The organism is Streptosporangium sp. G12, assembly GCF_052983175.1.
Window position 1 is genome coordinate 13,980 of the sequence record NZ_JBRIQO010000044.1, and the last position, 15,505, is coordinate 29,484.

General features: G+C 69.2%; 16 protein-coding genes and 2 pseudogenes. 7 read left to right on the top strand and 11 right to left on the bottom strand.

The features are described 5' to 3' along the window. Nucleotides 1-13: 13 nt before the first annotated feature. The 3 genes from ACVCAG_RS42330 to ACVCAG_RS42340 all read left to right on the top strand — a co-directional run bounded on the left by ACVCAG_RS42330 (nucleotide 14) and on the right by ACVCAG_RS42340 (nucleotide 2,061). The gene (locus ACVCAG_RS42330; RefSeq protein WP_440088937.1) at nucleotides 14-244 is read left to right on the top strand and encodes a hypothetical protein; all 231 of its coding nucleotides are present in this window, start codon (nucleotides 14-16) and stop codon (nucleotides 242-244) included. Nucleotides 245-302: 58 nt separating this feature from the next. Beyond that, nucleotides 303-464 carry a hypothetical protein gene (locus ACVCAG_RS42335; protein ID WP_447191496.1) on the top strand — a complete coding sequence of 54 codons (162 nt, stop codon included), beginning with the start codon at nucleotides 303-305 and terminating at the stop codon, nucleotides 462-464. A 235-nt stretch (nucleotides 465-699) separates the two neighbouring features. Continuing rightward, the gene (locus ACVCAG_RS42340; RefSeq protein ID WP_447191497.1) at nucleotides 700-2,061 is read left to right on the top strand and encodes a S1 family peptidase; all 1,362 of its coding nucleotides are present in this window, start codon (nucleotides 700-702) and stop codon (nucleotides 2,059-2,061) included. A gap of 145 nt (nucleotides 2,062-2,206) precedes the next feature. Here ACVCAG_RS42340 and ACVCAG_RS42345 read toward each other — a convergent pair whose 3' ends face one another. Beyond that, entirely contained in the window at nucleotides 2,207-5,032 is a 2,826-nt protein-coding gene (locus ACVCAG_RS42345; protein WP_440089002.1) for an AAA family ATPase, read from the bottom strand. 682 nt (nucleotides 5,033-5,714) lie between these two features. Beyond that, nucleotides 5,715-6,068, bottom strand: coding sequence for a hypothetical protein (locus ACVCAG_RS42350; protein WP_440088940.1), 354 nt, complete (start codon nucleotides 6,066-6,068; stop codon nucleotides 5,715-5,717). Between the two features lie 46 nt (nucleotides 6,069-6,114). Here ACVCAG_RS42350 and ACVCAG_RS42355 point away from each other — a divergent pair, with 46 nt between their 5' ends. Both ACVCAG_RS42355 and ACVCAG_RS42360 read left to right on the top strand, forming a co-directional pair. Further along, nucleotides 6,115-6,348: a hypothetical protein gene (locus tag ACVCAG_RS42355; RefSeq protein ID WP_440088942.1), complete on the top strand. Its 234-nt coding sequence runs from the start codon at nucleotides 6,115-6,117 to the stop codon at nucleotides 6,346-6,348. An 80-nt stretch (nucleotides 6,349-6,428) separates the two neighbouring features. Next, entirely contained in the window at nucleotides 6,429-6,695 is a 267-nt protein-coding gene (locus ACVCAG_RS42360) for a DUF1883 domain-containing protein (RefSeq protein ID WP_440088943.1), read from the top strand. 65 nt (nucleotides 6,696-6,760) lie between these two features. Here the strand turns inward: ACVCAG_RS42360 and ACVCAG_RS42365 are convergent, their stop codons facing one another. The 3 genes from ACVCAG_RS42365 to ACVCAG_RS42375 all read right to left on the bottom strand — a co-directional run bounded on the left by ACVCAG_RS42365 (nucleotide 6,761) and on the right by ACVCAG_RS42375 (nucleotide 8,953). Further along, on the bottom strand, nucleotides 6,761-7,420 hold the full coding sequence (locus tag ACVCAG_RS42365; protein WP_440088944.1) for a hypothetical protein: 660 nt from the start codon (nucleotides 7,418-7,420) through the stop codon (nucleotides 6,761-6,763). Nucleotides 7,421-7,626: 206 nt separating this feature from the next. After that, entirely contained in the window at nucleotides 7,627-7,998 is a 372-nt protein-coding gene (locus tag ACVCAG_RS42370; RefSeq protein ID WP_440089004.1) for an AAA family ATPase, read from the bottom strand. Nucleotides 7,999-8,350: 352 nt separating this feature from the next. Further along, the gene (locus ACVCAG_RS42375) at nucleotides 8,351-8,953 is read right to left on the bottom strand and encodes a WHG domain-containing protein (protein WP_440088945.1); all 603 of its coding nucleotides are present in this window, start codon (nucleotides 8,951-8,953) and stop codon (nucleotides 8,351-8,353) included. A 65-nt stretch (nucleotides 8,954-9,018) separates the two neighbouring features. Here ACVCAG_RS42375 and ACVCAG_RS42380 point away from each other — a divergent pair, with 65 nt between their 5' ends. Beyond that, entirely contained in the window at nucleotides 9,019-10,005 is a 987-nt protein-coding gene (locus ACVCAG_RS42380) for an NAD-dependent epimerase/dehydratase family protein (protein WP_447191498.1), read from the top strand. A 45-nt stretch (nucleotides 10,006-10,050) separates the two neighbouring features. Here the strand turns inward: ACVCAG_RS42380 and ACVCAG_RS42385 are convergent. The 6 genes and pseudogenes from ACVCAG_RS42385 to ACVCAG_RS42410 all read right to left on the bottom strand — a co-directional run. Beyond that, nucleotides 10,051-10,269 (bottom strand): annotated as a pseudogene (locus ACVCAG_RS42385) (DUF4158 domain-containing protein); the annotation flags it as partial. Between the two features lie 217 nt (nucleotides 10,270-10,486). Further along, nucleotides 10,487-10,879, bottom strand: a complete 393-nt coding sequence (locus tag ACVCAG_RS42390) for an SDR family NAD(P)-dependent oxidoreductase (RefSeq protein ID WP_440089005.1) — start codon at nucleotides 10,877-10,879, stop codon at nucleotides 10,487-10,489. Nucleotides 10,880-10,885: 6 nt separating this feature from the next. Then, nucleotides 10,886-11,391 (bottom strand): annotated as a pseudogene (locus ACVCAG_RS42395) (IS5 family transposase); the annotation flags it as partial. Nucleotides 11,392-11,407: 16 nt separating this feature from the next. Then, nucleotides 11,408-12,229: an alpha/beta fold hydrolase gene (locus ACVCAG_RS42400; RefSeq protein ID WP_440088948.1), complete on the bottom strand. Its 822-nt coding sequence runs from the start codon at nucleotides 12,227-12,229 to the stop codon at nucleotides 11,408-11,410. A 19-nt stretch (nucleotides 12,230-12,248) separates the two neighbouring features. Then, entirely contained in the window at nucleotides 12,249-12,818 is a 570-nt protein-coding gene (locus ACVCAG_RS42405) for a DJ-1/PfpI family protein (RefSeq protein WP_350738673.1), read from the bottom strand. 92 nt (nucleotides 12,819-12,910) lie between these two features. Continuing rightward, a complete protein-coding gene (locus ACVCAG_RS42410; RefSeq protein ID WP_440088950.1) occupies nucleotides 12,911-13,654 on the bottom strand; it encodes an FCD domain-containing protein in 744 nt (247 codons plus the stop codon). 441 nt (nucleotides 13,655-14,095) lie between these two features. Here ACVCAG_RS42410 and ACVCAG_RS42415 point away from each other — a divergent pair, with 441 nt between their 5' ends. After that, the gene (locus ACVCAG_RS42415; protein WP_440088951.1) at nucleotides 14,096-15,469 is read left to right on the top strand and encodes an extracellular solute-binding protein; all 1,374 of its coding nucleotides are present in this window, start codon (nucleotides 14,096-14,098) and stop codon (nucleotides 15,467-15,469) included. Nucleotides 15,470-15,505 lie beyond the last annotated feature (36 nt).

Consider the following 15,505-nt stretch of genomic DNA (forward strand, 5'->3'; position numbering starts at 1 on the left):
GGAGGGCCTCACCGTGCGGACGTTCAAGGTCGGTGACGTCCGGTTGGGGGAGGAGCCGCCCGCGCCACCCGCGGTCGCGGCGCAGGACTCGAACACGAGCGGACTCCACAACCAGGCCGCCGGTCGTGACCTGGGGGCCTTCTACGCCCGCTATCGCGTGTTCACCAGGGGAACCCGCGAAGGAGGAGTGCAGAACAACCCCTCCGACGCCTTCTACGTCAGAATCAGGCCCGGCACCCCGTAATCCACCCTCCACCAGGAGGGGGCGTCTCGCGAGACGTCCCCTCCTTCGAGAGGCGGCCATGCAGTCACCGACCTACCTGCACGACCTTCTGGTCTCGGCTCTCTTCACCGAAGGGCTCGACGTACGCCTCGACCGTGAGGCCGCCGGAAGGCCGGGGAGGCGGCTCGGGACGCGGTCGAGTTCGTGCACCAGCAGCGCGGTGACCGCTCCCATGTGCTGATGCCGTGGATCCCACGGTCCCTGAGTGTGCTCCGTGGCCCGGTAACGGCCCTGGCCGAGCGAGACGTACATCGCCATGGAACAAGATTCTGGAGCCGTAGCGAGTCGCTGTCCGATCTGCCGCATTCGATAGGGATTTCCCCGATTACTCGGGGGTGGGCCCAACGCCATCGTTGCTCCTGGAAGCGCCCCGGCAGCGGGCCGGGCGCGCCGATCGAGCAACTGGAGGACGACGGATGCGACTCGCATCAGGCGTGAGAACCGGGCGGGCCACAAGCGGCGCCCGGCGCGCCACGCCGCGCACGGCCGCGGCTGGTCTCCTGGTCATCGGGAGCCTGCTGGCCCTGCCGGCACTGCCCGCGCACGCCGACCCGCCCCCCGTTTCCAATGTCGCCCCCGACGTGACCGCGGAGACCTCCCCACCTGACGACGGCGCCCTCACCACCCCCGAGGAGGCCCTGGAGCGGGACGCCACGGCCGTCGCGGGCCTGGCGAAGGTCTCGGTCTCCGAGGCCAAGCGGCGGCTGACCATCCAGCAGAGGATCACGAAACTCGTGGAGTCGCTGCCCGAGGACGTCCGGGCGCAGTCGTACGCCGGAGGCCGGTTCGACTTCACCGCGAACAGGCCGGCCACCCTCTACTTCAAGGGCCGGATTCCGGACTCGGTGCGGGCCGGCACCATTCCCGAGGTCGAGTTGACCGGCGGGATGAAGTACTCGTTCGACGAGATGGTCGCCCGGCAGAACGCGCTGCACGCGGCGGCCAAGGACCTGGGCTTCACGCAAGTCCGCTCGGACTTCGACCTGGTGACGCAGCGCATTGGACTCACACTCGCGCTTCAGCGGGAACAGCCGGACCTGCGCGGGCGGGCACTGCGGGACAAGCTGACCGCCCGCGTGGCCGGAGGCCGGCTCGCCCTGCGGGATTCCGACTTCTCCATCAAGGAACTCGCTCCCGGGGCCAGGCTGACCGTTCCCAGCACCGGGTACGGAGGGTCGATCCTCCGCAGCGGTGGCGCCTACGCGTGCACCTCGGCCTTCGTCGTCCGGCGCACCAGCGACCAGGCCGAGGGCGTGCTCACCGCCGCGCACTGCGAGGGCATCAACCAGATGGATCAGAACAACTCCGTCGGCGGGGTCGTCTCGACCTTCTCCGCGCCGTTCGTCAGCGAGCACATCGGCGCCAACGGAGAGGTGGAGTGGCACACCACCACGGGCCACGACGACGTCCCCGAGTTCTGGGACACCTTCAGCACACGACGCACCGTGACGTCCCGCATCGCCAGTTCCGGCTACATGTCGGGGGCCTACGTCTGCCACTTCGGGCGGACCAGCGGAACCACCTGCGGCGCGATCAACAACCCGAGCGTGAGCATCCAGTTCGCGTGGGGCGGCTGCGGCGGCTGCACGAAGACCGCTTCGAACATGGTGGGCGTCTCGGGGGCGGCCAGCCTGCCGGGCGACAGCGGAGGCCCCTGGTACGTGCTCAACCAGGCATTAGGCGTTCATCACGGGTATGACCCGGTCACCCTCGACGTGTTCTTCAGCCCGATCGAGCGGGCGGAGAACCAGTTCGGCGTGAAGGTGCAGTTCGGCTAGCCCCAGGTCTCCCGATCCCCCGCGCCGGAGCGCTTGTCCGGGCCCGGGGGAGGTCGTGGCCGGAGTCCCCTGAACGGACGGGACCCCGGCCACGACCGCGTGAACGTCCGCCCGCCGCCCCCGGTCTGCTACGGGGAGCATCGGCTCAGTCGGCGCGGGAGCTGCCGGCGGCCTCGGGTCGTGTACCGAGCCCCGCCAGCTCGCTGCGGTTGCGCACGCCGAGCTTGCGGTAGATGCGGGTGAGGTTGGCCTCGACGGTCTTGGCGCTGATGAACATCCGTCCGGCCACCTCACGGTTGGTCAGGCCGGACGCGACCAGCCGGTGGATCTCCTGCTCGGTGGGCGTCAGCTGGCGATCGGGCACCCGGCGCTGCCCGCACCTGCGCAGTTCGGCCGCCGCCTGCGCGGACCACAGCGGTGCACCCAGCTCGTCGAAGGTCTGCTCGGCCTGGGTCAGCACGTCCCTGGCCGAAATCTTCTGCTTGCTCGCCCGCAGGACCTTGCCGTACACCAGCAGGGCGCGCCCGCGTTCGAAGGGCATCGGCAGGGCGGCGCATGCGTCCAAGGCCCGCTGCGCGGCGCGGGCCGCCCGGTCCAGGTCGCCCTCGGCCGCGGCGACGACCGCCTCGCTACGGGGCAGGATCGCCAGCAGCCAGGGACGCGGCGCGACCTCGGCCCGGTTCCGCAGCCGCGCGAGCAGCTTGCGCGCCCGCGCCGTCCGGCCGGTGGCGGCCGCGGCCTCGATCTGGTCGCCGTGGAACATGTAGCGCGCCGGTTCCTTGATCTTCATGGCGCCGACCAGTCCGTCCGCCTGGCTCAGGTGATGGTCGGCCCGCTCGAGATCCGCCGCGGACAGCGCGACGAAGCCGAGGACCTGCCGCAGCAGGGCGGCCACGTACGGGTCGCCGGACTCCCCGGCCTGCTCCAACGCATTCCGGGCGGCGGCCTCGGCCTCACGGACGCGACCGAGATGCGCGTCGACCAGGGCCAGGGCGTATCGGCCGAAGCCGAGCCAGCGCCGTTGGCCGGTCAGTTCGATCACCTCGATGGACCGCCGCGCCTCCTGACGGGCCCGCGGCCAGTCCCCCAGCCAGCAGTCGATCTCGGCGAGGTGCATCAGCGCGTGCCCGACCGCGGGTTCGTCACCGGACTCGGTGGCCAGGCTGAGCTCGACCGCGAAGCGCTTGCGCGCCTCGGCCGGATCCACGCATTTGGCCCACGCCCCCAGGCTCTGCCGGCTCCACGTCTCGGCCCAGTGCCGCGACGGCTGCGCCGGCAGCAGGCGGGCGGCGCGCTCGAGATCGCGATGGGCGATGCCCAGGCCGTTGGTGAGCCGGTACATCGCCCGTACGGACAAGGCGCACGACAGCAACACGGGCTCCGGACACGCCCCCGGCCGCTGAAGCACCTCGGCGGCGGCCTCGGCGGCGGCCAGCTGCTCGGTCGCGTCGTGGGTGCTGAACCAGGCCCGGCGTAGGTGCAGCTCCGCCTGCAGGTCCGGGTGGCCGGTGGCACCGACCAGCGCGCGCCGGCACAGCCGGCCCGCCTCGACCGTGCCGCCCTCGTAGAAGACGACCTCGGCGAGCCGCAGCAGCGCCCGGGACCGCAGCGGGTCCGGCGGCCGGGCCGCCACCACCGCCTCCAGCACGCGACGGGCGCGAGCGGCGTCACCGGCGGCGAGCAGGCACCGCGCCTCGGCGACCGTCCGCCGATGGGCACCGTCCACATCGCCCGGCGGGGTACGGGCCGCCGCCAGGTTCCACAGTTCCGCGGCGGCCGCCGGACTTCCCCGGTGCCAGGCGCCGGTAGCCCCCTGTTCCAGCAGTGCCGCGACCTTCTCGTCCGGCCCGTCTTCGCACAGCGCCAGGTGCCGGCCCTGCTGTTCCACATCGGAGACCACCTCGGCCAGCCGCCGTCGTACCCGCCGGTGACGCTCGGACGAGGTCACCGCGCGGACGGCGGAGGCCAGCAGCGGGTGGGTGAAACCGATCCGGCCCTGCCGGACCTCGATCACGCCGGACTCCTCCGCCACCGTCAGGGAGGACAGCCGCCCTTCCGGCACCCCGATCGCCGCCCGCACCGTCGTAACCGTCGGGTGCGCCAGCAGGGCGACATGCAGCAGCACGTCGACGACGGGTTCGCCCAGCGCACGTATCCGCTCACCCATCAGCTTCGCCACCGACTCGGGAACGGGAAGCGGTTCACCGGGCCCCGGGTAGGCGCCGGTGCGGCGAAGGGACCGTACGATCTCCAGGGCGTACAGCGGGTTGCCTCCCGAGGCCTGGTGGAGGCGGCGGAGCGCCGGCATGCTCCACTCCTCACCGGTGTGCCGCAGCAGCATCCGGCGCAGCGCGCCCAGGCCGAGGGATCCCAGCCACATCATGCCGACGCGGGAGGCGGGCAGCGCCTGAGCCAGCCCCAGCGGTGCGGCGGCCGGAGGCCTGGCCCGCATCGCCACGAGCAGGCCCACGGGCTCCTCCGTCAGGCGGCGCACCACATAGGCGATCGTCTGTGCGCTGGCCTCGTCCAGCCACTGCACGTCGTCGATCGCCAGCAGCACGGGACCCTTCCGCGCCAGGGCCCGCACCGCCGACAGCGCGGCGGCGCCGAGGGCACGCGCGGCCAGCGGTGGCCCCTCGGCCTCCGTCCGATGGAGGAGCGCCACCTCCAGAGCCTGTGCCTGGAGCGGCGGAAGCATGTCGCCCGCGTCCTCAAGCACGCCGTGAAGCAGGTCGGCCAGCGCGCTGAGCGTCAGTATGGTCTCGGCCTCGGCGGGCCGGCAGGACAGGACGCGGTGACCGAGGGCACCGGCGCGGGCGACGCCATGGTTCCATACCGTGGTCTTGCCGATGCCTGCGTCGCCGGCCAGGACGAGGGCCGCGGCGCCGTCGGGCAGCGAGGTCAGGAAACGGTCGAGGGCGGCCAGTTCGCGGGCGCGGCCTTCCACCTCGGACAGCGCGTACCCCATCATCTCGATCACCCCGAATGCCTCATGCGATTCCGGCCGGGCCCGGCGAGCCCTTCCGCTTGCACCGTCCGATCTCGGCCGACCGGCCGTGCGGGCCGGAGCGGCGGCCGCCCCGCCGTCACCCGGGCAGGGCGTGTCCCCGCGTCATCGCGAGATGTGCGGCTTCGAGCCGCCGACCGGCTTCCACGCCGAACTCGTCGTCGAGGTGCGCCCTGTCCGGGTGCGTGCGTGACGCCGCTGCGAGCCTGACTCGCCTATGACGAAGAACTCGCCGGGCGGTCTCCCTTTTCGTCGACGGTCATCCGGAATTCATGAGTCCCCGGGCCATGGCCGAGGTGGCGAATGTGCAGGACTTGCCGGAGAGCCATGTCACCGCCGGGGTCAGGAGGGCCGACACGCATGACGGCACTTTAACCACGGCCATGCGCCCGCAACTATGACCATGAAGGCCTGGAACTCCTATAGCTCCGGTGAGCCGCCACTCGGACTCCTGATTGATGGGTCACCTTCCGGCAAGGGGTGCCGCAGTAGCGCGGTGGGCGGCCGGTCGATGCCAGGACGATCTGGCCGGAGCAGACCGGGCACCTCGAGGCCGGGCTCGCGCCGGTGACGGCCCAGAGCTCCCGGTTTCGTCGGAGGTGCGCCTGCCAGGCCGCCTGTGCCGCGTGGCCCTGCGCGGCGCCGATCACGAACATGAGCACGGTAGCGGCTGCCTGGTCGGCCCCGGCTTGGGTGAACCCCGCCGACTAGTAGATCGTCGGGATTGTTCGTCGAAGCGGGCCTTGCCGGGGCCGTAGATGAGGTGCGTGCTCATCGCCGGGATCAACCAGTAGTGCCGCACGACCATGGCATACGCTCCACGCGCCAGCGACGCGGCGGTTTCTCGCCACCCGAAGGCGGTGCCGGGCAGCGGGATCTCGCCGAACACGTGGTCGGCGGCGAGGACCACCAGCTTGTCCTTACTCTTGACGTGGTAGTACACCGCCGATGCGGCCGACCCGAGGTGTGTGCCCAAACGGCGGATGTTCAGCCCGTTCACGCCCTCGCCGTCGAGTACCTCGACGGCTGCCCGGACGATCTGCTCCTTGGTCGCCGGTATTACCGTCCTGTACCGGGGCGTGCTGTCGGTGTTCGCCTTGCGCGGCATCCACCTCCGACCCACGGTGCACGTCCACCCGGCTCCGGCCCCCACCGCGCTGGAGCAGCCGCGTACGCGCCTGGACGAACAGTTCGGCGAAGTCCACGCGCGCTTGACCAGCATGGAGGCCGCCGCCAACGACCAGCTCGCCGCCCGCAGAGCAGAACCACGCGATCGCTGATTCGCAGACCGGCGGGTGACCACGCTGCCGTTTCCGGGACGCGGCTTCCCGCCCCGTACGTGGCCAGCTACAAACGATGTGTGAGGCATCTGTACTGGGACCTCGGAGAAACCGGGGCCGGCGCCATCTTCGAGGTGGACTGGCGCGGCTCGACCGCCCGGGTCTGCCTCATGGACAGCGATGAATACCAGGCGTACCTCGATGAGGATGCCTACCAATATCACGGCGGCTTCTACGACTACAGCCCCATCAGCCTGGAGGTGCCCTACGACGACTACTGGTACCTGATCGTCGACAGCTACGACCGGGTCAAGAACGTCACCGTCGTCCAGCTCTTCGACGACTGACCGGTGATCAGGGACGAGGGCCCGTGACTCTGCAGCCCGCTGGGCTGGATGACGGACTGCGGACGTCAGTGACGTCGGCGGGGTGGGGCGAGGTTTTCGGTGATGGGTTTGACGTGGCGCATGGCGGCGCGGAGGTTCCTGTGCCGGGTTTTGCCCATGATGAGCTGCAGCGGTACCTCGGCGTCGCCCAGGTGGGTGGCCGCTGAGTGGCGCAGCTGGCGCAGGTCGAGGTCTTCGACGTCGAGGGCGAGAATCTCCGAGGCCCTGGCCGCGGTTTCGTACAGCATTCGCCACAGGGTCTTCTCCCGCAGCGGGACGTCCCGGCGTGACAGGAGCCGGTGGATGGTGGTCTTGGCGACGCCCTTGGTCTCGTCGGGGGTTTCCCGGCGGCGATCGAGGTCGGCGGGGACCGATGGGGCGGCCCAGCGTTTTTTGGTCTGGCACCGGGTGAGCCAGGAGGAGACCGCGGCGCGGTTGCGATTCCAGGTCGCCGGCGCGCACGTTCCCCGCAGCCGGGTGAGCGCGTCGCCGACCTCATCGCCGGAGATCTCGGCCGGCGACCGGTCCGCGCCGAGCACGGCAACGGTGCGGTCGATGGCGCCGGCGTAGGCGCGGTGGGTGTTGGGGTTGGCCAGGCGTGGTGTCGACAGGAACGCGTCGGCGGCCGCGGCCAGATCGACGCCGCCGCCGCGCAGCGCGGACACCTTCCGCGCGGCCGGGCTCACCGGACCACGCCGATGGTGATGTACCGGATAACGTGCCGGAGTCGCACACTGGCCGGACGCAGGTTTCGCCTGCTCGGCTGTGACCTTGGGCGCTCGGTGGCGGTGAACTATCAGCGCTATTTAGCGTTGATCACGGTATGCCGATGACGAGGGACTCGCGAGCGGTCTCCACGACTTCCTTGGTGATCATCTTTAGGGTGTTGATGTCAAGAGTGCGAGCGATCTGAGCGAAGAGCCGTTGCACGAGCCGGAAGTTGCCGCTGGTGATGCGGTGGACGGCGGCGATGGCTTCGGCGTCGGTGAAGTCGTCGGCGGACAGGGTGAGCCCGAGCGCCGCCCAGTGGCTGCAGACGGACGACGGCCAGGTGCTCACCGAGGCGGACCAGGTCCTTGTCGATGAGGCGCGGAGAATTGGCGACCGTCGGAGTGTAGAGCAGGGTGTGCAGGTCGGTTCGCTCGCGGACGGCGGTGGAGTTGGTCCGCCAGGCTTGAAGCATCGTCTCCAGTTCGTCCCGTTGGGCGTACTGCCGGGCCGACAGCGTCTTGCCGACACCCGGCGGCCCGAAGCACAGGCCGATGTGGCGGGACCCCGCCCAATTGCATCAGATGCAGGATCTGTCGGCCCCGGCCACCGTCATGCGCATGCTCCGCGACCACGACACCAGCATCACCGAGCCGGACGCCGGAGCCGGCGATACGAAGCAACGGCCGTAGTCCCTGGCCGATACCCGGGTCACGAACAGTCCTTGGTGTCATGACCAGCACCGTGATCAAACCGAGACGCCAGTCGGATGCTCCTGCGTTATCGCAGGTCAGATGCAACTTCGTTGAAAATTTCCTCATCGCTACGGGGGCTCTCGTGGTGAGACCGTTCTGGGCACCGGGGCGGCGTGGAATGGACTGACGAGGGGGTTTCGCCCCTGTACCGCATCACGGGTGAGTGGCGGACAGGCCGCGGACCATCGTCTCGAAGGCCTCGTCCCAGTGGCGGCGGCCTTGCGCGGGGTCTCCGAGCGCGCCGCGCAGTTCGAGGCTGCACAGCCCATGGGCGAGGGCGTTGAACTGGACGGCCAGGTCGTACGGCTCGGCGGGCGCGAACAAGCCTGCTTCCACGCAGCGGGTGACGGCGGTGACCAAGCTGTCGAAGGTGGGTTGGATCTGTGCGGCGGTCTCGGTATCGGGCCGGAACTCGGGGACCGGCCGGCCGAACATGAGCTCGTAGAGATGTGGGTTGGCCAGAGCGGTGGCGCGGTAGGCGTGGCCGAGGGCCAACAGGTCAGCGACGGGATCGTTGGTGCGTGGTACGGCGGCGAAGGCCTCGGCGAGACGCTCGAACCCCGACAGGAACATCTCGCGTACCAAGCCGGCTTTGTCGCCGAAGAGATTGTAGACCGCCGTGGTGGACACGCCCGCCTGCCGGGCGACTCGGCGGGTGCTCAACATCGACGGCCCCTGCTCGGCCAACAGCAGGCCACCGGCGTCGACCAGGTCACGGCGGAGCTCTGCGTAGTCACGGATTCTGGGCCTTGCCATATCGCTCAGAGTATCATAACTTAGTTACGTAACAGCGTTATTAAATCTTGAAACTGGAGGACGTCATGTCCCGACTGCACGTTGTACTCGGCGCCACCGGAGCACTCGGCAAAGCCGTCGTGGCCGAACTCACCGCCCGCGGCCACCACGTCAGAGCCGTCAGCCGCGGCGCGGCCACCGGCCCACACGACCTCCGCGCCGACATCACCACGCTCGACGGCGCGATCGCCGCCTGCGACGGCGCCGCCGTCGTCTACCAATGCGCACAACCCGGCTACACGCGCTGGCCCAAGAACTTCCCCGCCCTCACCCGAACCGTGCTCGCCGGAGTCGAGGCCGCCGGCGCCAAACTGGTGATGGCCGACAACCTCTACGTCTATGGGCCGGTCGAGGGCCCGATGACCGAGGACCTGCCCCACACCGCGGGCTTCCCAAAAGGCCGCGCCCGCGCTGAGGTGGACAAGCTCATCCTCGACGCTCACCGATCCGGCCGGGTCCGCGCCACCTTAGGCCGGGCATCGGACTACTACGGGCCCGGCGGCGTCAACACCGTCCTCGGCCCGACCATCTTCGCCGCCGCACTGAAAGGAAAGACCGCCCGCTGGGTCGGCGACCTCGACCAGCCCCACACCCTCAACTACCTCCCCGACATCGCCGCTGCACTGGTCACCCTCGGGGAACACCAACAGGCCGACGGGCGCGCCTGGCACCTACCAGCCGCCGAGGCGATCACCGGACGCCAATTCCTCGACCACGTGTGGTCCGCGATCGGCGACACCCCCAGGATCGCCGGGCTCGGTCGGACCACACAGCGCCTCATCGGGCTGTTCAACCCCATCGTCCGCGAACTCGGTGAGACCTGGTATCAGCGCGACCGGCCATTCATCTCCGACGACTCCGCCTTCCGCAATGCCTTCGGACCCGTCAACGTCACCCCCCACGACCAGGCCGTATCCGCAACACTGAACTGGTATCGGCACCACCACCCGGAAAGTCAGCGGCCAGGTGGAACGCCTCACGTGCGGCCAGCTGCTGAGAGCCAAGGCCGATAGCCCCCAGCAGTTCCCGGATCTCCCAGGCGTGCTCGTACGCCGTCTGCTGCCGCCGGCCGAGCACCTGGGATCGAGTTCCAGCTGCTCAGCGACGAACCTCACCGCTCCCGGGACCTCAGCGGGGGCCTCGGTCAGAAACACCCCGAGCACACGCACCGTGCCCCACTGCACCGCCCACCCCAAGCGGGTGTCCGGGCGGCGTTTGCCGGCCAGCGCGCCAAGCGCCGCGCGATCCAGCCGGAAGGACTGCCTCAGCTCGGCCACTCATGCGAACACGCCGACGCGACCAGAATTAGGCAACAGGGTCGTACACGCCCACGTCGCCGGGATGATCCGATGTCACGCCAGGCCAGGCGTGGCCCAGTTCAAGGACAGCGAGCTGCCCGCCGGCGCCGCGCGCGACCCTCGGTCTCATTCAATCTCTCGCCGGACGCGGCGAGCAGTCCGGTGCGGAAGTTGCCCGGCTCGACGATGAACACGGTTACGCCCAATGGGCGGCCTCGGCCCGTAGCGCTTCGGAGAAGCCTTCGAGCGCGAACTTCGTCGCGCTGTAGGCGGAGATTCCCGCGAACGACAATCGTCCTCCCACGCTGCTGACCTGCACGATCGCGTCGGACCGCCGTGCCCGCAGGTGGGGGAGGGCGGCGCGGGTCAGCGCGGCGGGGCCGAAGAAGCGGACCTCGAACAGGGCCCGGTGCCCGGCCTCGCCGGTTTCCTCCACGGCGCCGACGTGGCTACGTCCAGCGTTGTTCACGAGGATGTCGATGCGACCATGTCGAGCGATGACCTCGGCCACTGCCTCGTCATGGCTCGGGTCGCGGGGAAGGGCGCTAGGACCTGTTTTGTGGAAGAGCAGTGGGCAGGCGATGGTCACGGCCGAGATGGTGGTACCAATGCCGCGTCGGCGCAGGTAGGTGCGGATGGTGCGGGAGCTGTAGCCCTTGTCGGCGATCACATGGTCGGGCCGTGTGCGGGGCACGCGGATGGCCTCCATCACGGCGGTGAACTGGGTGCAGTCGTTGACGTTGCCGCCGGTGAGGATGCATGTCAGAGGCAGGCCGCGTCCGTCGACGGCCAGGTGGATCTTGGTGGTCAGTCCGCCGCGCGAGCGCCCGAGCGCCTGTCGGTCCTGATCGCTCTGACCGGGTTGCTGTCCGTATGTCCTGTGGTGGGTCCCTTTTTACGGGCTCCGGCCGCGTGTTGGTGAGCGCGCACGATGGTGGAGTCCACGCAGATGGCCGACCGGTCGACCTGGCCGACGGCGTCGTCGTGAACCTGGACGTGCTGCAGGAGCCGGGTGAAGGTGCCGTCGGCTGACCAGCGGCGAAAGCGCTGGTAGATGGTTTGCCAGGGGCCGTAGCGCTCATCTGCTTGAGCACGGGCTGCGGACCTGTCGCAGCAATCAGTGACCTCGTTCCCGGCCGAGGAAGCACGACAGGAGTCGCCTGAAGTCGTGCGGGTGCTCGAGCGCCGGCACGTGCCCGCATCGGCCGAGCACGTGCAGACGGACATCGGCCAGGTGTTCGAGCAGGGGCAGGGCTGCCGTCCCGAGCGGGGTGACTCGGTCCTCGGCGCCGTGGACGAGCAGCACGGGCGCGCGGATCCCTGCCAGCGTTTGCGCCGAGAGGGTGAGCTCGTCGGCCCAACGTGCCCTGGGTGGAGGGAACAACGACGCGAATGCGGCCGCCCCCGCTCGCATCGCGGCTGCACGGGCGGCGACGGCCGACTCGGTCACGAGCGCTTGGTCGAGGACGAGGCGACTCAACATGTCTCGTGCCCCGAGCGGGCCGGCGGGGGCGGCCCAGATCGCGTCGAGTTCGGCGGACAGCGGCGCCCCGGGGGCGCCCATCGTCGAGACCGCCACGACACGGGTGACCTGCTGGGGGCGCGCGGCCGCCAGCGCCAGCGCCACGGCACCGCCCATGGAGTGGCCCACCACGGCGTAGTGCTCGACACCGAGAGCATCCATCAGGCCCGCGGCCTGCTCCGTCCACAGCCGGAGCCCACCCCTGGAGCCTGCCGGGATTGGTGTACGGCCGAACCCCGCCTGGTCAGGAGCCACCAGGTGCCAGGACGTGCCCAGCGCCTGTGCCGTCGTTGCCCAGGCGCCGGATCCGGTCGTACCGGGTCCGGAGCCGTGCAGCATCAGCACCGCGGGCCCGGTGCCGCTCTCCAGGACGTGGACGGGGGAGCCGTCGACGGTGACGGTCCGAAGTGCCGTCACCGAGACAGGTCCGGTGTGCTCATGCCGATGCGGAGTTGATGGACTTCGAAAAGAGCTCCATCATCGCCCTGCCGAATTGCGGCATGTCGGGCCACCCCCGGCAGGAGACGAGGTTGCCGTCCACGACGTCGGGAGCGTCGATGACCGTCGCGCCCGCGTTCTCCATGTCACCGGTGATGGGGGGGAAGCACGCCGTCTTTCGACCCTTCAGCAGCCCGTACACAGCCGGCACCTGCGCGCCGTGGCACACCAGCGCGATCGGGAGGTCGCGCGCGAAGAAGTGCTCGGTGATGCGCCTGACGTCGGCGTCGACCCGGATCCACTCGGGGGCACGTCCCCCAGGGATGATGAGGGCGTCATAGCGCTCGACGTCGACCTCGGCCCAGGGCACGTCGACCGGCAACTTTCGGCCGTTCTTCTCCACGTAGGCGTCGGAGTTGGGGTCGAACTCGTGGATGACCAGCTGAACGTCACGCATCGTCCGTGACGAGACGTCAACGTCCCAGCCGCCCTCCTGCACGCGATAGTAGGGATACATGGTGTCGAGCTCCTCGGCGGCGTCGCCGGTCAGGAGCAGTGCTCTGGGCACCTGCTTCTCCTCGCATCTGGGGCGGGTGAAGTGGATCCAATCCGATCCAATCCGATCCGATTGGGTTAGCATTCCTCGGCCCAGACCGCCCGTCAAGCCTTTACCGCCATTCCGTCCGCGCCCTCGGCCTCGTCGAACAATCGCCGGAACCGCTCGCCGGACAGCAGGATGTGCCGACGCATGGCGTAGGCGGCGGCGTCGGGGTCGCGCGCGGCGATCGCGGCCAGAACTTCTTCGTGCTCGGCCATGGCCAAGTGAGTGACCTGGGTGTCGTGGAGAAGCCGGAACAGGTGCACGTGCGTGTGCAGGCGAGCGAGCGCTTCGCGGATGACCTGGTTCCCCGCGCTCAGGGCGACGAGATCGTGAAAAGCGGCGTCGCGCAGCCCGAAGGCGCCATAGGCCATGGGCCCGTCGCCCCCCTCCAGCTCCGCCATCTCCTCCAGCATTCGTCGCAGACCGGCCACCTGCTTCGAGGATGCGCGTTCGGCGGATCTGCGCGCCGCTGCCGGCTCGAGGAGCAGGCGGATCTCAAGCATGTCCTCGAATCGGTCACGGGTGATCTGGGGGGGAATGCGATAGCCGGCATGGGGCACACGCACGACCAGGCCCTCGGCCTCCATGCGGTTCAGAGCGTCTCGGATCGGCGTCTGCGAGACCCCCAGCTCTCGCGCCAGGGCGTCGATCGTGACGCGGGAGCCAGGCTCGATCCGTAGCGACATCAGCTGTCCGAGCAGCGTGTCGTACACCTCGTCGGCAAGCCGGCCGCGAGATCTTCCCGGCGGCGTTCCGCCCGTCATGGCCCCACGGCGCCGCACGATCATCACTTCGTCGTCCATCGTGACGTGAGGTCCTTTCCTGCGTCTTCGAGAACTTGTTGACATCGGTCGCAATGCTGCGGGATATTGACGCCCCTACTCGGATCGTATAGGAAAGGTGACGGATGCCACCCATCCTTCACCCGTCGGGGAACCGCCCGCCATCGCTCCGCTTCGATCAGTTGGAGCTCCCATGAGCATGCTCGACGTCCTACTCGATTCGCCACCGGGCCGCACAAGGACCGAAGGACTTCTCTCGACTGCTTGAAGCCCCATTACGTCGCGGCGTACTCGTGACGCCGGTCTGCGGGTCAGCCCCTGCGACAGCCGGCAGCACGCCTGAACAACCCAGCAACTGCTCGGCGAAGCACGCAGCAAGGCTCCAGAGGTCCCCCCCAGAAAGCAGGCAAGAAGATGCGGTATCCGCAGCGAGTAGGACGACTGTCCGTTCCCCGTCGAAAGGTGCAGCTGGCGACGGCGGCCATGTTAGTGGCCACGACCGTGGCGGCTTGCGGCGGCGGCCAGGACGAGGCGAGCGCCCCCAAGGCACCGGCGACCATCCCGGAGCTCACCAAGGACCCGCTGACCCTCAGCTTCATCTGGTTCGACTGGCCCCCCGCCCACGCGCTGGAAGACTTCGCGAACGCGGAGTACACCAAGGAGCGGTCGAACGTGACCATCAAGGTCAACACCGTGCCGAACGCGAACTGGCACGACGCGATGTTCACCCAGTTCGCAGCGCACAAGACCGACTTCGACATCCCGATCCTGGACTCGCAGCACATCGGCGAGGCCGTGACGAACGGCAACATCCTCGACCTCACCGACTTCGTCAAGAAGAACATCGACGTCAAGGCCTACAACCCGTACCTCCTGGCGGCCTACGGCCAGTACCCCCAGGCGGAGACCGGCAAGCGCGACGAAAACGCCAGCCTGTACGGACTGCCGCTGCTCGGCGACACCTGGACGATGATCTACCGCAAGGACCTGATCGGCGACAAGCCACCGCAGACGTGGGACGAGATGATCTCAGTCGCCGAGAAGTGCCAGGCGGACAACCCTGGCGTCAGCGGGCTGGCTTTCCACCAGGCCAACGGCTCCGACGCCGCGGCCGTAACCTACAACACGGTCAACGGCGTCTACGGCGGCAACCTCTGGAACTCCAAGACGCGCAAGATCGACGGCGTCATCAACGACGCTGCGGGCCAGGAGGCGATGGACGTCCTGGTCAACAAGATGAAGCCGCTGACCGCCAAGGGCTCCGGCAACTGGTTCATCGACGAGGTGAACGCGGCGGTCGCCCAGGGCAAGGCATGCATCGCGTTCAACTGGATCGCCGCGAGCGGCGGCCTGCTTGACCCGAAGCAGTCGACGCTCGGCACCACGCGGGAGGAGATTCTCGACAAGCTGGGTTTTGCCACCCTGCCGAGCCAGAAGACGAACCTGGTGCCTCTCGGCGGCATGGGGATGCACGTGTCGGCCTACTCCCCCGAGGCGAACCAGGCGGAGGCCCTGAACTTCATGAAGTGGTTCGAGCAGGCCGACATCCAGAAGAAGTGGGCCGCCGCCGGTGGCGTGCCATCGCGTACGGACGCCCTGGAGTCGCCCGAGTTCCTCAACGCCGGGCCGTTCAACCAGGTGTACACCGACTCGGTTTCGCGGATGCGGGACATGTGGAACGTGCCCGAGTACGCGCGCCTCGTCGACATTGAGAACACCAACGTGAACGCGGCTCTCAACGGCGCGAAGACGCCGAAGGACGCGCTCAACGACATCGCCAAGGAGCAGCAGGGCGTGCTCGACTCCGGCAACCGCAAGGGCGGCGGCGGACTGTGAGTGACCCCGCCCCTCTGACGACCGACCGCCCCGGGC

Coding starts and splice junctions, on each gene's coding strand:
- ACVCAG_RS42335 (WP_447191496.1), top strand. CDS start 303: ATGCAGTCACCGACCTACCTGCACGACCTTCTGGTCTCGGCTCTCTTC.
- ACVCAG_RS42345 (WP_440089002.1), bottom strand. CDS start 5,032: ATGATGGGGTACGCGCTGTCCGAGGTGGAAGGCCGCGCCCGCGAACTG.
- ACVCAG_RS42410 (WP_440088950.1), bottom strand. CDS start 13,654: ATGGACGACGAAGTGATGATCGTGCGGCGCCGTGGGGCCATGACGGGC.
- ACVCAG_RS42375 (WP_440088945.1), bottom strand. CDS start 8,953: ATGGCAAGGCCCAGAATCCGTGACTACGCAGAGCTCCGCCGTGACCTG.
- ACVCAG_RS42340 (WP_447191497.1), top strand. CDS start 700: ATGCGACTCGCATCAGGCGTGAGAACCGGGCGGGCCACAAGCGGCGCC.
- ACVCAG_RS42380 (WP_447191498.1), top strand. CDS start 9,019: ATGTCCCGACTGCACGTTGTACTCGGCGCCACCGGAGCACTCGGCAAA.